Genomic DNA, 12,688 nt, shown 5'->3' with positions numbered 1-12,688 from the left:
CCCCTTCAAGGCTCTACGCGCATCGAACCTCCCTTTGCACTTGTTGCTCCTGAGTGCTGTAGCCCGATTGAACGCTTTAGCGAGATCGGGCTTTTTTTTGCCTGTGTTTTTGAACAACACAAGACTCCTTATGGGAGCGAGCCTGCTCGCGAAAGCGGTGCATCAGACAAGTAGCTGCCGTCTGACACTCTGCCTTCGCGAGCAGGCTCGCTCCCACAGGGGAATTTTGTGTTTCGGGCTATTCGCAGTGAGACCAGAAAACCGCTATCGTCGCCGCCATTAGAAACAGAGGCGACCATGGGCTATCTACTTTTTGTCACGCTGATCCAGGCGTTTTCCTTCAGTCTGATCGGCGAATACCTGGCCGGTCATGTCGACAGCTACTTCGCAGTGCTGGTGCGCGTGGTGCTGGCCGGGCTGGTGTTCATTCCGTTGACCCGCTGGCGTTCGGTGGAACCGGCGTTCATGCGCGGCATGCTGTTGATCGGCGCGTTGCAGTTCGGCATCACCTACGTCTGCCTGTACCTTAGCTTCCGTGTGCTGACGGTGCCGGAGGTGTTGCTGTTCACCATCCTCACGCCGCTGCACGTGACGCTGATCGAAGATGCGCTGAACCGCCGCTTCAATCCGTGGGCGCTGATTGCGGCGCTGGTCGCGGTGGGCGGCGCGGCGGTGATTCGCTTCGACCGGATCAACCCGGATTTCTTCATGGGCTTTTTGCTGCTGCAACTGGCCAACTTCACCTACGCGGCAGGGCAGGTGATGTACAAGCATCTGGTGGCGAAACACCCGAGCGATCTGCCGCATTACCGGCGTTTCGGCTTCTTCTATCTCGGCGCGCTGGCGGTGGTGCTGCCGGCATTCCTGATGTTCGGCAAAGCCAACTTCCTGCCCGAAGCGCCGCTGCAGTGGGGCGTGTTGCTGTTCCTCGGCCTGGTTTCGACCGCGCTGGGCATGTACTGGTGGAACAAGGGCGCGTGCATGGTCAACGGCGGCACGCTGGCGGTGATGAACAACCTGCATGTGCCGGTGGGCTTGCTGCTGAACTTGCTGATCTGGAATCAGCATGAGGAACTGGGAAGGTTGTTGCTTGGCGGCAGTGTCATCCTGGCGGCCGTATGGATCAGCCGGTTAGGCATCAAGCGCACCGCATAACCCTTGTAGGAGCTGCCGCAGGCTGCGATCTTTTGCCTTTGATGTTTTGAAGATCAAAAGATCGCAGCCTTCGGCAGCTCCTACACTGATCGTGGGTTACATGAGGTGTTTCTGTGGTTCCGCAATGTGCGCCGAACCCAGCACCGCCGGCAACAACCCCGAACGCAGATCTCCGCCACTCGGCTGTTGATACAGACTCAAGCCAAACTCCGGCAGCACCGCTAGCAGATAATCGAAAATATCCCCCTGAATTCGCTCGTAATCGGCCCACACCGTGGTGGTCGTAAAGCAGTAGATTTCCAGTGGAATGCCCTGCGCCGTGGTCTGCATCTGGCGCACCATGCAGGTCATGTTCGGCTGGATCTCGGGATGGCTTTTCAGATACGCCAACGCATAAGCGCGGAAGGTGCCGATGTTGGTCATGCGCCGACGGTTGGCCGCCATTGCCGCTACATTACCCTGCGCCTCGTTCCACGCTTTGAGTTCGGCTTTCTTGCGGCCCATGTAGGCGGTCAGCAGGTGCACCTGAGAGAGCTTTTCTTCTTCATCGTCGCGGATGAAGCGCACGCCGCTGGCGTCGATGAACAGGCTGCGCTTGATCCGTCGTCCACCGGACTGTTGCATGCCGCGCCAGTTGCGGAACGATTCGGACATCAGGCGCCAGGTCGGGATCGAGACGATGGTCTTGTCGAAGTTCTGCACCTTGACCGTGTGCAGGGTGATGTCGACCACGTCGCCATCGGCCCCGACTTGCGGCATCTCGATCCAGTCGCCGACCCGCAGCATGTCGTTGCTGGTCAGCTGTACGCTGGCAACGAACGACAGCAATGTGTCCTTGTAGACCAACAGAATCACCGCCGACATCGCACCCAGACCGGACAGCAGCAACAACGGCGAACGGTCGATCAGGGTGGCGACGATGATGATCGCACCAAACACGTACAAGACCATTTTCGCCAGTTGCACATAGCCCTTGATCGAGCGGGTGCGCGCGTGTTCAGTGCGCGCGTAGATGTCCAGCAACGCATTGAGCAGGGCGCTGACCGACAGCAGCAGGAACAGGATGGTGAAGGACAGCGCCACGTTGCCGAGGAAGGTCATCGCGGTTTTGCTCAGTTCCGGCACCAGGTGCAGACCGAACTGGATTACCAGCGATGGCGTCATCTGCGCCAGGCGCTGAAACACCTTGTTGTGTCGAAAGTCGTTGATCCAGTGCAGCGCCGGCTGGCGCCCGAGCATGCGGCTGGCATGCAGGATCAGATAGCGCGCCACTCGTCCGAGGATCAGCGCGATCACCAATAGCAGCATCAGCGCCAGGCCGGATTGCAGGAACGGGTGCTTTTCGAGGGCACCCCAGAGGTCTTGGGCGTTGAGCCAGAGCTGTTTGAAATCCATGTGAGCAACGATTCTTCTGTAAGACGCGATGGGCGATTAGAGCATTTAAGACGCTGTGTATTACCGTTGGAGACAAATCGAGCAACAAAAAAGCCACTGATTACGCCCGTTTGTATAAAGAAACTCGGCCTGAGCGCTCGAAACCGGTAACCTATGCAGCTGTTTTTTTGCATATCTTCGAGGTAGCACCCGTGTTTTCCCAATTCGCCCTGCACGAACGCCTGCTCAAAGCCGTGGCCGAGCTGAAATTTGTCGAGCCAACGCCTGTGCAAGCAGCGGCCATTCCGCTGGCGCTCCAGGGGCGTGACCTGCGGGTGACGGCGCAAACCGGTAGCGGCAAGACCGCCGCTTTTGTCCTGCCGATCCTCAATCGCCTGATCGGTCCGGCGAAGATTCGCGTCAGCATCAAGACCCTGATCCTGCTGCCGACCCGCGAGCTGGCCCAGCAGACCCTGAAAGAAGTTGAACGCTTCTCGCAGTTCACCTTCATCAAGTCCGGCCTGATCACCGGCGGTGAAGACTTCAAGGTGCAAGCGGCGATGCTGCGCAAGGTGCCGGACATCCTGATCGGTACCCCGGGCCGGATGATCGAGCAACTCAACGCCGGCAACCTCGATTTGAAAGAAGTCGAAGTGCTGGTGCTCGACGAAGCCGACCGCATGCTCGACATGGGTTTTGCCGAAGACGTGCAGCGTCTGGTCGACGAATGCCCGAACCGTCAGCAGACCATGCTGTTCTCCGCCACCACCGGCGGTTCCGGGCTGCGCGAGATGATCGCCAAGGTGCTGAACAATCCTGAGCATTTGCAGCTCAACGCGGTCAGCCAGCTGAACTCGACGACTCGTCAGCAGATCATCACCGCCGACCACAACCAGCACAAAGAGCAGATTGTGAACTGGCTGCTGGCCAACGAGACCTATCAGAAGGCCATCGTCTTCACCAACACCCGCGCCATGGCCGACCGCATCTACGGCCGCCTCGTGGCTCAGGAATACAAGGCGTTCGTGCTGCACGGCGAGAAAGACCAGAAGGATCGCAAACTGGCGATCGATCGTCTGAAGCAAGGTGGCGTGAAGATTCTGGTTGCCACCGACGTCGCAGCCCGTGGTCTGGACGTGGATGGCCTGGATCTGGTGATCAACTTCGACATGCCACGCAGCGGCGACGAATACGTGCACCGCATCGGTCGTACCGGCCGCGCCGGCAACGACGGTCTGGCGATCTCGCTGATCTGCCACGGCGACTGGAACCTGATGTCGAGCATCGAACGCTACCTGAAGCAGAGCTTCGAGCGCCGCACCATCAAGGAAGTCAAAGGCACCTATGGCGGGCCGAAAAAGGTCAAGGCCTCCGGCAAAGCCGTCGGCGTGAAGAAGAAAAAGACCGACGCCAAGGGCGACAAGAAGAAAACCGCCGCCAAGACCCCGACCAAGCGCAAGAGCGCCAATCGGCCGAAGCCGGATTCGCTGGTGAGCAGCGACGGCATGGCCCCGCTCAAGCGCCGCAAGCCGGCCGAGCCTGCGGCTGAATAAGTCGCCACAAATGGCCAATAAAAAACCCGGACAGTGTCCGGGTTTTTTTATGCGCAGGGTCTGTCAGTTCCCCAACTGTCCGCTGGTGTCCGCGTCAAAGCGCTGTTTGGCGCGATCTGCCGCCGGTTTGAGCAGCGTGAGCAGCGCGGCTTCGCTGTACAGCCGCGAGTCCCCAAGCTCCTTCGGCGTCGGCTCAATCGGGATCAGCACATCCTCACCGTCCGCATGCAGCCAGATCGCCACGACGTGCAGTGCCGAGACAAACAGCACGCGCAGTTCAACGGTTCTGCCCTGCAATTGCGGCGCCTGTTCCGCCAGTTTCAACGCGCCCACGGTGTCGGCGGCCCGGGTGCCGTGGTTCAGCGAAGCGAACTCGACATGGCCACGCACCTCGGCCAGTTGCGCATCGGCAATGCTGACGCCGTCGGCAAACACCAGGTAATGCCAGTCACCGATGCGTGCGTCTTTCAAACCCTTGCCCTGGCTCAGATCGTCGAGTGTCAGCGAGTAGCCGCGATAGGCTTCGCTGAGGCTGACTTTGGCCGGTGTCGCGGCGGCGAACTGGCGATTAATGCCGAAACCCTGTGTTTGCAGTGCGGCTTGCAGCGCGGGACGCAAAGTCTGAACACCGTTGGAAGGCGCCTTTGGATAAGTCAGTTGCATGATGTCGCCCTCCTAGTTTTTTGCGGTGAAGTAAGTGTGAGTCCAGTTGCCGCCGCCGTTGTACGAACCCGGGAATGAGTTCAGCGCGCGGGTCGAGTAACCGTAGATCGAGTCGGCGACCTGCACGTAGTTGCCGTTGGTGCCGTAGATCGCCAGGAAGTGCGCACCGCCACCGTACCAGGCACAGCGCAGGCCGACCGGGCGGCCCATGTTGATCTGGTTCTGAATGGCCGACATCTGCAGCGAACCCTGATTCATCCCGTTATAGCTGCGGGTGGTTTGCAGGGCCGAATCCAGATAGCCGTAGACGTTGCACGGTCCTGGCTGGCTGCAGCAATTGCGATCCAGTTGGGTGCTGGCGACGCCGCACTGGGTCCAGTTTCCAGTGCCGTAATAGTTGCCGACCGAAGCGGAAACAGCGGCCCAGCACCAGTTGGTCTGAGTCTGTTTCTGCATGCTGAAGTTGAGGCTGGCAGCGGCCAGTGCGGCGGTTTGCGCAGTGGCTTGAACCTCGACCAGTTGCGGGTCGAGCAGGTGGCCGACAAGGCACCTTGGCAGGCTCTCGCCGGTGAATGATGTGGCTTGAGTGGTTAACATTTTTTCAGTCCTCCATGAATGAAAACAAGCGTCCAGCTTGTGGTGGTGTTGCGGTATTGCCGAGCGATCGGTGGTTAACGGTTTTCATCTGCGATGAACGGTGCCGATCTCCTTGCTCGATGTAACCTTAGTCAGAATATGCGTTTGTGCAAGAAAATAAATGCATCAGTGCATTTTTAGAGGCAAAAGATCGCAGCCTTCGGCAGCTCCTACAGGGTCTGGTGTAGGAGCTGCCGCAGGCTGCGATCTTTTGATCTTGCTTTTAGCTGTCGGCTTTTTTCTCAGCCGAGTCTAGTTCCTTCAAGCGCTGATCAATCAGCTGGCACTTGTCCGGTAAATCTGCACTGGCCGTGCCCAAGTCCATTTTCTGCAACTCGGCGTTGATCTCCTTTGCCTTGGCCGGATTCTGTTCGGTGAGCTTGGCCACTTCCTTGGCCAGTTGTTCGCGTTTGGCGGTGGCCTCTTCTGGAGTGCAGGCCCAGACCGGCAGGGCGCAGGCGAGGGTGGCGGCGAGAGTGAGTTTGAGCAGGGTTTTCATGGGGGCGGGCCTCCGTTCCGGATAAGGCGGGTTATTGGGTGGAGGCCTGGATGCGACGAAAAGTTCAGAGTTGTGGCAAACAGCATGTCGGTCGCTCGCTGCGGAAAATGCAGCTGAACGGCTGCGGCACGCTCGGGTCACAACCTATGACAGCGCCCCCAATCACGCGCACCGGAGGTTGAATCAGGATGACGACTTATAACTGGGATTTGATTGAACGCTTGCTGCATGAAGTGCAGAACAGTGCAGGCGAAAGTTTCGCGCCGCGAAAATATGCCGAGGACTACGCAGCAGAGAAAGCCAGTGCGGGCGAGCCGATCGAGAATCTGGATCACCTGAAAACGGTGGCCTGCGAGTACGAGAAGTTACTGCTGGACCGTGGGTTCATCGAACCGCGTCCGGATCATGAGGGCAGCACCGGTAACAATTTCATACTGACCCCGCGGGGTTCCGGCTTGTTGAGCCTGATCGACAGCAGCATTCCCGGCAATGATCATCCTCGGCAAGTACTGGATGAGCAGGAGGATGCGCTGGATGAAGCGACATTCGATGAAGTGGCTTCAAAGGCGCAGATTGCCTGAAAGCAAAAGATCGCAGCCTTCGGCAGCTCCTACACATAACCCTGTAGGAGCTGCCGAAGGCTGCGATCTTTTGATCTTCTATTCCTGCTTTACTGCCTTCAGACACTTCAAATCATTGAAGTCCTTACGCACACCCTCGATTTTCTTCAGCAACCGCTGACGCTGCTGCGGCGTACTTTCGGCCATCATATCCACCGCCAGCGAGCGCGCTTGCGCTTCGGTGTTGGCGTAGGCCTTCTGGTAATCCGTTGTCCATAAACGCTCGCGGTTGACCAGAAGTGTCTCGATTCGTTGTGGGAATTCGGCACTTTTACGCTGGGCAACGGCGTTACTGAATTGCTGCTGCCAGTGGGCGCGGTTGGCGATCCATTGAGTGTTCTGATCGCCCAGTGCGGTCGACCAGGCCATTACCCGTTGTTCCTGAGTGACGCTCAATGGACCCAGCCAATCAGTCAGGCGTTTGTCCATGCGCGCGCCGCGTTCGGCAATCTGTTGCGCCAGCGGCGGTTTGACGTATTCCTTCTCACGTTTGCGCAGATCCTTGGCAAACGCATCGTTCATCTCGGCGACTTGCTTGTCGTCCAGCCCTTGCAGCAATTCGATGGCCGACGGTGTGATCTGGCGTGCGGTTTCGGCAATGGCTTTTTTTGCTTCCTCGGTTCGCGCCTGCAGTGCCGCGTCGGTCACCTGATTGGTTTCAACCATGTTCTGCAAACGGTCCAGCCAATCGAGGTAGCCCGGCAATTGCGTGGTGCAGTGCCAGTTCAGGTGTTCCTTGAGCCGTTCGTTGAACCAGTCCTTCTGCTCGCCGTTCATGTCCAGGTAGTCGCCAAGCGTCCATGGAATGATCACGTCGAGATTGCGGTAGGCCAGGCCGACACGGCTGCAGGCGCCGAGGGCGAGGGTGAAGATCAGCAGGGTGGCGAGGTGTTTGAACCAGCGAGACATGAGCGAATCCTTGCGAGAGCCTGACGTCTGATTCTCATGTGAACGCAGGATGCTCCCGGCAGTTCAGCCGATCAATAGAATGCGCGCTCGGCCTTGAGCGTCACCAGCCCGTCGCACTGGCTGTTGTGCCCGGAATACGCCGAGCAATCGCTGCCACTGAGGTTGGAATTGCTGTAGATCAGGTCGAGATCGACGCCCATGAACGGTCGGGAAAATTTCACCGACCAGTCGGTAAAGCTGCTGACATAACCACCGTCCACTGACACCGGCGTGTTCAGTTGATGGGTGGTGTATTTCATGCTGATCCCGATGCCGAACGGCTGATTGCCACCCAGATCGGCGAACAGCGTGTTGTTCTGTTTGTCCGGGTCGTTGCTGACGGCTATACCGAAACGGCTGCCGAGCAGGGTCAGGCCGCCGAACAGCTCCTGGCTGTCGAGGGTATCGACCTTGGGATAGCTGTAGTGGATCATCCCGACTTCGTAGCCGAGGGTCTGATCGAAAGGTTGTTTGAAGCCGACGTAGGAGTCGATTTCCAGATTCTTGCCCGGGGTCAGGCCCATGCTCGGTGCATACTGGCCGACATACAGGCCGCTGTCGTGGCTCAGATCGAGGCCGCCGTGGAACGAGCCGACGGCTGCCGGTTTGACCAGACCTTGGGCCATGCTGCGGCTGGGCGTGGTGCCGAGTTTGAGGTCGAAGTCGCCGAGCTCGCGCTGGAAAATCTGCGCGTGCACCGTTGAGCAGGCCAGTAGGCCCACAAGCAATAAACAGGAATTTGATTTGAGCATGCGTCACTCCATGAACAGCGAGCGCAGGGCTTGAGCCTGCTGAAACGCTTGATCCAGACGCGTGCAAGGATACCGGCGAATGCTCGGCAATGATGGCCGTTCGTCGATTTTCAAAAGATTGATTAAACAGAAGTGAGGGTGTTGCGCGGGTGCCTGTCCAGACGCTTCGAAGCTCAAAGCGTCTCAGGACGGGTGTTTACCGGGTGTTACTTCTTGCCCAGGCTGATCTGCTTGGACGGGCCGAACGTCTGGCCGCTGACGCCTTTGGCAATTTGCTGGATTTCGCCGCCGGACTTGAGGAACGCTGCGATTTGATCGTTGATCGATTCGCTGGTTTCAACGGCTGGAGCTGGCTTTGCTTTGCTGGTGGATGCTTTTACACGCATGGCGGCCATTAACCTGTAGAAAAGTAACTCGGCCAGGCATCGTACAGGAATAACTTGACAATTGCTTGATAAATATCCCCGGGAATAACTGAGTGTGCGGGTGGATTATTCTCGCTTAATTATTCGAAATATCCGCCTAAGCCACTGTTTTAAATAACAACATTTATTGCCCATTACGCAAAAGGTAAGCCGTGAAACGCTGCGTGAGGTGCCGCACTGGCCTGACGAATGGCGAGTCGCTTGCGCCAAACCCAGGAAAATCAAGGTACCCCGCGGATTTTCTTCGCCAGGCTGCTCGCTCGGCGAACGAGACCGGCAAAACCGGGTAGAATGCCGCCACGCAATGAGGGTTTTGGAAAATGGCTTTAGTCGGGCGTTACAACAGTTTGCAAGTGGTTAAACACACTAACTTCGGTTTATATCTGGACGGCGGTGCTGACGGCGAAATTCTTTTGCCCAACCGTTATATCCCTAAAGATATTCCCAGCGAAGATGAAGACTGGCTCAACGTATTTATTTATCTGGACAGCGAAGACAAACTTCTCGCTACCACTGAAAAACCAAAAGTTCAGGTCGGTGAATTTGCCAGCCTGAAAGTGGTTGAAGTCAACAGCATTGGCGTGTTTCTCGATTGGGGCCTGCCAAAAGATCTGTTGCTGCCGTATTCCGAAGAAAAGCGGCAGATGACCGCTGGCGAGTACTGCGTGGTGCACGTCTATCTCGATAAACACACGCGCCGCATCACCGCGACCGCGCGTCTGGATCGCTACCTCGACAAGACACCGGCCAACTACAGCGCCGGTCAGGAAGTTGATCTGCTGGTGGCTGAAGCCACCGACATGGGCTTCAAGGCGATCATCAACAACAAGCATTGGGGCTTGATCCACAAGAATGAAATCTTCAAGTTCATGCGCTCCGGCATGCGCGAGAAGGGTTTCATCAAGGAAGTGCGCGCCGACGGCAAGATCAGCCTCAGCCTGCAACCGGTAGGCCAGGAAGCAGCGAGCAGCCTCAGCTCGAAAATCCTCGCCAAGTTGCGCGAAAACAACGGCATGCTGGCCGTCAGCGACAAGAGCGATCCGGCGTTGATCAGCAGTCTGTTCGGCGTCAGCAAGGGTAACTTCAAGAAGGCCATCGGTTCGCTGTACAAGGAAGGCAAGATCGTCATTCATGCTGATCGCATTGAACTAACCTGAGCCACCGCCGGCCCCATGTAGTAGCCGCCGCAGGCTGCGATCTTTTGATCTTCAAAGGCAAAAGATCGCAGCCTGCGGCAGCTCCTACATGAGGGTTTGCAGATGAAGAAAGCGTTGATTGCCTATGGCGCCACACTACTGGCGTTTCTGTTGCTCGACGGTATCTGGCTCGGCGTATTGATGGCGCCCACCTACCGCGAGCTGCTCGGTTCGCTGATGCTCGAAAAACCGCTGCTGGTTCCGGCAGCGGTTTTTTATTGCCTGTATGTTTTTGGTTGCGTGCAATTTGTGGTGTTGCCGGCGCTGAGCTGGCAACGGGCGGCAAAGATGGGCGCGCTGCTGGGGCTGGTGGCGTATGGCACGTATGACCTGACCAACTGGGCAACGTTGCGTGGGTGGTCGGTGCAGGTGAGTTTGATGGATTGGGCGTGGGGGACGTTTGCCACGGCTGTTGCCTGCTCGGTCGGTTTTTTGGTGATGAAACGACTACTGAGTTCAGCTCCCTGATCTGCGTTGATCAAACTGACGTCATCGCTGGCAAGCCAGACTCCCACAGCGTTTTGTGTCGAACAAAGAATCAGTGAGCAAACCAGTCATTGTGGGAGCTGGCTTGCCAGCGAAGGGCGGCGCAGCCGACAGCCATTCACCGCTGACGTTACTGACTCAGACAAAGTCTTTTTCAGACGGCTTTTTCTGCCCGAGTGATTGATAATCCCCGACACAGATTTTCGACCAGTGGATGGCTGCCATGTTGTGTGTGTTCGAGGTGTTGCGGTGAGTGTCGATCGGCGCAATGCCGATGGGTTTGCCTTGCAAGTGATGATCGGCCTGTGCCTGATCTGGGGCGTGCAGCAAGTGATGATCAAGTGGGCCGCGCCGGACATCGCGCCAGTGATGCAGGCGGCTGGGCGTTCGGGGATTTCCGCGTTGCTGGTGGGTTTGCTGCTGTGCTGGAAGGGCGGCTGGGATCAGGTCGGCAACACCTGGCGTGGGGGGCTGCTGGCCGGTGCGCTGTTCGGTCTGGAGTTCTTCTTCATCGCCGAAGGTCTGCAGCTGACCACCGCCGCGCACATGTCGGTGTTCCTCTACACCGCGCCGATTTTCACTGCGCTCGGCGTGCATTTCCTGTTGGCCAGCGAGCGCTTGCGACCGCTGCAGTGGCTGGGGATTCTGCTCGCGTTTGTTGGTATCGCCATTGCCTTCGCCGGCGGCGTGTCGTGGGACAACCTCGACCGGCGCATGCTGCTGGGCGATGCGTTCGGTGTCATTGCCGGCGCCTGCTGGGGCGCGACCACCGTGGTGGTGCGCGCCTCGCGTCTGTCAGATGCGCCAGTGACGTTGACCCTGTTCTATCAGTTGATCGTCGGCTTCGCTGGCCTGCTGTTGATCGCGTTGTTCAGCGGCCAGATCAGCCACGTCAGCCTGACCCCGGTGGCGGTGGCCAGCGTGTTGTTTCAGGGTCTGGTGGTGTCGTTTTTCAGTTACCTGACCTGGTTCTGGCTGCTGCGCCGCTATCTGGCGGCCAATCTGGCGGTGTTTTCGTTCATGACGCCGCTGTTTGGCGTCACCTTCGGCGTGCTGCTGCTCGGTGAAGAATTGAGCGTGAACTTCGTCATCGGCGCGGTACTGGTGTTGCTTGGCATCACTTTTGTCAGCGCTGAGCAGTGGGTGCGTCGGCGTTTGCGCCAAGCCCTCGGCCAGCGCTGACTGACTGCAAGGCCAGCCCACCGGCAATCAGCAGACCGCTGCCGGCGATCACCAGCGCCGGTTGCAAGCCGCCGCTGAAATGGCTGCTCAGCGCCGCCAGCAACGGCCCGCTGAGCTGGCCGACGGCAAAGCACGCCGTCAGCAGCCCGGCGTTGCGCTGGGTGCTGTGCGGCGCCAGTTCCCGCGAGCGTTGCATCACCAGTTGCATGCAAGCGAGGAACGGCATGCCGCACAACACCACACCCAGCGCCAGGCCATAACCGCTGCCCAACAGACAGGCAAAGACCCCGAGCGCTTGCAACCACAGGGTGGCGGTCAGCCAGTGCCGTGTGGTGTTCGGGTCGTGGCGTCGCAGGCTCACCAGCAACACGCCGATGGCCGCGCCGAGGCCGAAGCACGGCCAGAACAGATCGGCCTGCCATTGCCCGTGAAACTGCGCGTTGGCTATTTGCGAAAGGAATGTGGCCGGAATGATGTAACCCACGCCATACAGCGCATACACCACTGCCAGTCGCGGGATGCCGCGATTCGAGTGACTGGCATTGAAGGTGGCGACCGGCGTGTGGGTGCCCGGTTGCGGCAGGAACCGCACGATCGCCAGCAGCATCAGCAACGCCACGCCGGCATAGATCAGCCACAAGGTGGCAGATGTCTGGTTCAGCAGATGTGAGAACAGTGCCAGCAACCCGGTCAGAAAAATTCCCAGTCCGGGGCCGGCAAATACCAGCGCACCCAGCCGTGGCCGACCTGCCGCCGCTGCCAAGGGCTGACTCAGCGCCGTAATCATCACCAGCACCCAGGCACTCGCCACTCCGGTGCCGAAGCGCAGCAGCAAATGCGCCCAGAAACCGTTGGCCCAGAACGATGCCAGCGTCAGCAGCACACACAGCCACAAACCGCCATGCAACCGCCGCTGCACTTGCGGCGGACGATGGGCGAACATCGCATCCACCGCGCCCAACAGATAGCCGAGGTAGTTGGCCGCGGCAATCAGACCGGCGGCCGTCAGATCGATCTGGCCTTCGCTGAGCAGGTGCGGCAGTTGCGGGGTGAGGGCGAAACGCCCGATGCCCATGGCCATCATCAGGGCGACGAAACAGGCGGATAAGCGAATCAGTGGCGACATGATCAGGATTCCTTTGAAGGAGCAATGACCGTCAGGCTAGAAGCGATTGACTTTCTTTAAAATTGAATAATAG

At 58.5% G+C, this 12,688-nt stretch carries 14 protein-coding genes; 6 read left to right on the top strand and 8 right to left on the bottom strand.

Annotated features, from left to right (window positions below):
- Positions 1-297: 297 nt before the first annotated feature.
- Complete coding sequence (locus ACM6HV_RS06700; protein ID WP_145593308.1) at positions 298-1,155, top strand: carboxylate/amino acid/amine transporter; 858 nt, start codon at positions 298-300, stop codon at positions 1,153-1,155.
- A 96-nt stretch (positions 1,156-1,251) separates the two neighbouring features.
- Here the strand turns inward: ACM6HV_RS06700 and ACM6HV_RS06695 are convergent, their stop codons facing one another.
- On the bottom strand, positions 1,252-2,550 hold the full coding sequence (locus ACM6HV_RS06695; RefSeq protein WP_095667225.1) for a mechanosensitive ion channel family protein: 1,299 nt from the start codon (positions 2,548-2,550) through the stop codon (positions 1,252-1,254).
- A 191-nt stretch (positions 2,551-2,741) separates the two neighbouring features.
- On the opposite strand from ACM6HV_RS06695, the gene ACM6HV_RS06690 reads away from it, so the two are divergent.
- Complete coding sequence (locus ACM6HV_RS06690) at positions 2,742-4,082, top strand: DEAD/DEAH box helicase (RefSeq protein ID WP_041070247.1); 1,341 nt, start codon at positions 2,742-2,744, stop codon at positions 4,080-4,082.
- Positions 4,083-4,145: 63 nt separating this feature from the next.
- Here ACM6HV_RS06690 and ACM6HV_RS06685 read toward each other — a convergent pair whose 3' ends face one another.
- The 3 genes from ACM6HV_RS06685 to ACM6HV_RS06675 form a co-directional block, all read right to left on the bottom strand.
- A complete protein-coding gene (locus ACM6HV_RS06685) occupies positions 4,146-4,745 on the bottom strand; it encodes a hypothetical protein (protein WP_414903813.1) in 600 nt (199 codons plus the stop codon).
- Positions 4,746-4,757: 12 nt separating this feature from the next.
- Positions 4,758-5,342 carry a papain-like cysteine protease family protein gene (locus ACM6HV_RS06680; RefSeq protein ID WP_414903812.1) on the bottom strand — a complete coding sequence of 195 codons (585 nt, stop codon included), beginning with the start codon at positions 5,340-5,342 and terminating at the stop codon, positions 4,758-4,760.
- A 262-nt stretch (positions 5,343-5,604) separates the two neighbouring features.
- The gene (locus ACM6HV_RS06675) at positions 5,605-5,880 is read right to left on the bottom strand and encodes a hypothetical protein (protein WP_097086740.1); all 276 of its coding nucleotides are present in this window, start codon (positions 5,878-5,880) and stop codon (positions 5,605-5,607) included.
- Between the two features lie 188 nt (positions 5,881-6,068).
- On the opposite strand from ACM6HV_RS06675, the gene ACM6HV_RS06670 reads away from it, so the two are divergent.
- Positions 6,069-6,461, top strand: coding sequence for a transcriptional regulator (locus ACM6HV_RS06670; RefSeq protein ID WP_414903811.1), 393 nt, complete (start codon positions 6,069-6,071; stop codon positions 6,459-6,461).
- Positions 6,462-6,539: 78 nt separating this feature from the next.
- On the opposite strand, the gene ACM6HV_RS06665 is transcribed toward ACM6HV_RS06670, so the two are convergent.
- From ACM6HV_RS06665 to ACM6HV_RS06655, 3 genes are all read right to left on the bottom strand, one after another.
- Positions 6,540-7,409, bottom strand: a complete 870-nt coding sequence (locus ACM6HV_RS06665) for a DUF6279 family lipoprotein (RefSeq protein WP_414903810.1) — start codon at positions 7,407-7,409, stop codon at positions 6,540-6,542.
- 71 nt (positions 7,410-7,480) lie between these two features.
- A complete protein-coding gene (locus tag ACM6HV_RS06660) occupies positions 7,481-8,200 on the bottom strand; it encodes a TorF family putative porin (protein WP_414903809.1) in 720 nt (239 codons plus the stop codon).
- A 206-nt stretch (positions 8,201-8,406) separates the two neighbouring features.
- Positions 8,407-8,595: a hypothetical protein gene (locus ACM6HV_RS06655; RefSeq protein WP_016985943.1), complete on the bottom strand. Its 189-nt coding sequence runs from the start codon at positions 8,593-8,595 to the stop codon at positions 8,407-8,409.
- Positions 8,596-8,945: 350 nt separating this feature from the next.
- On the opposite strand from ACM6HV_RS06655, the gene ACM6HV_RS06650 reads away from it, so the two are divergent.
- From ACM6HV_RS06650 to ACM6HV_RS06640, 3 genes are all read left to right on the top strand, one after another.
- Complete coding sequence (locus tag ACM6HV_RS06650; RefSeq protein WP_414903808.1) at positions 8,946-9,782, top strand: S1 RNA-binding domain-containing protein; 837 nt, start codon at positions 8,946-8,948, stop codon at positions 9,780-9,782.
- A gap of 102 nt (positions 9,783-9,884) precedes the next feature.
- Entirely contained in the window at positions 9,885-10,289 is a 405-nt protein-coding gene (locus ACM6HV_RS06645) for a DUF2177 family protein (RefSeq protein ID WP_414903807.1), read from the top strand.
- A gap of 267 nt (positions 10,290-10,556) precedes the next feature.
- Entirely contained in the window at positions 10,557-11,489 is a 933-nt protein-coding gene (locus ACM6HV_RS06640) for a DMT family transporter (protein ID WP_414903806.1), read from the top strand.
- On the opposite strand, the gene ACM6HV_RS06635 is transcribed toward ACM6HV_RS06640, so the two are convergent.
- Positions 11,434-12,615, bottom strand: a complete 1,182-nt coding sequence (locus ACM6HV_RS06635; protein WP_414903805.1) for an MFS transporter — start codon at positions 12,613-12,615, stop codon at positions 11,434-11,436. The two genes, ACM6HV_RS06640 and ACM6HV_RS06635, sit on opposite strands and share 56 nt — an antisense overlap.
- Positions 12,616-12,688: the final 73 nt, after the last annotated feature.

This window comes from Pseudomonas sp. IT-P260 (assembly GCF_949768395.1).
GTDB classification, from domain to species: Bacteria; Pseudomonadota; Gammaproteobacteria; order Pseudomonadales; family Pseudomonadaceae; genus Aquipseudomonas; species Aquipseudomonas parakoreensis.
This window is presented reverse-complemented; position numbering and strand designations above follow the sequence as displayed.

Bases quoted from the DNA above. Each gene is read 5' to 3' on its own strand.
- ACM6HV_RS06700 (WP_145593308.1), top strand. From the start codon at position 298: ATGGGCTATCTACTTTTTGTCACGCTGATCCAGGCGTTTTCCTTCAGT.
- ACM6HV_RS06695 (WP_095667225.1), bottom strand. From the start codon at position 2,550: ATGGATTTCAAACAGCTCTGGCTCAACGCCCAAGACCTCTGGGGTGCC.
- ACM6HV_RS06685 (WP_414903813.1), bottom strand. From the start codon at position 4,745: ATGCAACTGACTTATCCAAAGGCGCCTTCCAACGGTGTTCAGACTTTG.
- ACM6HV_RS06680 (WP_414903812.1), bottom strand. From the start codon at position 5,342: ATGTTAACCACTCAAGCCACATCATTCACCGGCGAGAGCCTGCCAAGG.
- ACM6HV_RS06675 (WP_097086740.1), bottom strand. From the start codon at position 5,880: ATGAAAACCCTGCTCAAACTCACTCTCGCCGCCACCCTCGCCTGCGCC.
- ACM6HV_RS06670 (WP_414903811.1), top strand. From the start codon at position 6,069: ATGACGACTTATAACTGGGATTTGATTGAACGCTTGCTGCATGAAGTG.
- ACM6HV_RS06665 (WP_414903810.1), bottom strand. From the start codon at position 7,409: ATGTCTCGCTGGTTCAAACACCTCGCCACCCTGCTGATCTTCACCCTC.
- ACM6HV_RS06660 (WP_414903809.1), bottom strand. From the start codon at position 8,200: ATGCTCAAATCAAATTCCTGTTTATTGCTTGTGGGCCTACTGGCCTGC.
- ACM6HV_RS06655 (WP_016985943.1), bottom strand. From the start codon at position 8,595: ATGGCCGCCATGCGTGTAAAAGCATCCACCAGCAAAGCAAAGCCAGCT.
- ACM6HV_RS06650 (WP_414903808.1), top strand. From the start codon at position 8,946: ATGGCTTTAGTCGGGCGTTACAACAGTTTGCAAGTGGTTAAACACACT.
- ACM6HV_RS06645 (WP_414903807.1), top strand. From the start codon at position 9,885: ATGAAGAAAGCGTTGATTGCCTATGGCGCCACACTACTGGCGTTTCTG.
- ACM6HV_RS06635 (WP_414903805.1), bottom strand. From the start codon at position 12,615: ATGTCGCCACTGATTCGCTTATCCGCCTGTTTCGTCGCCCTGATGATG.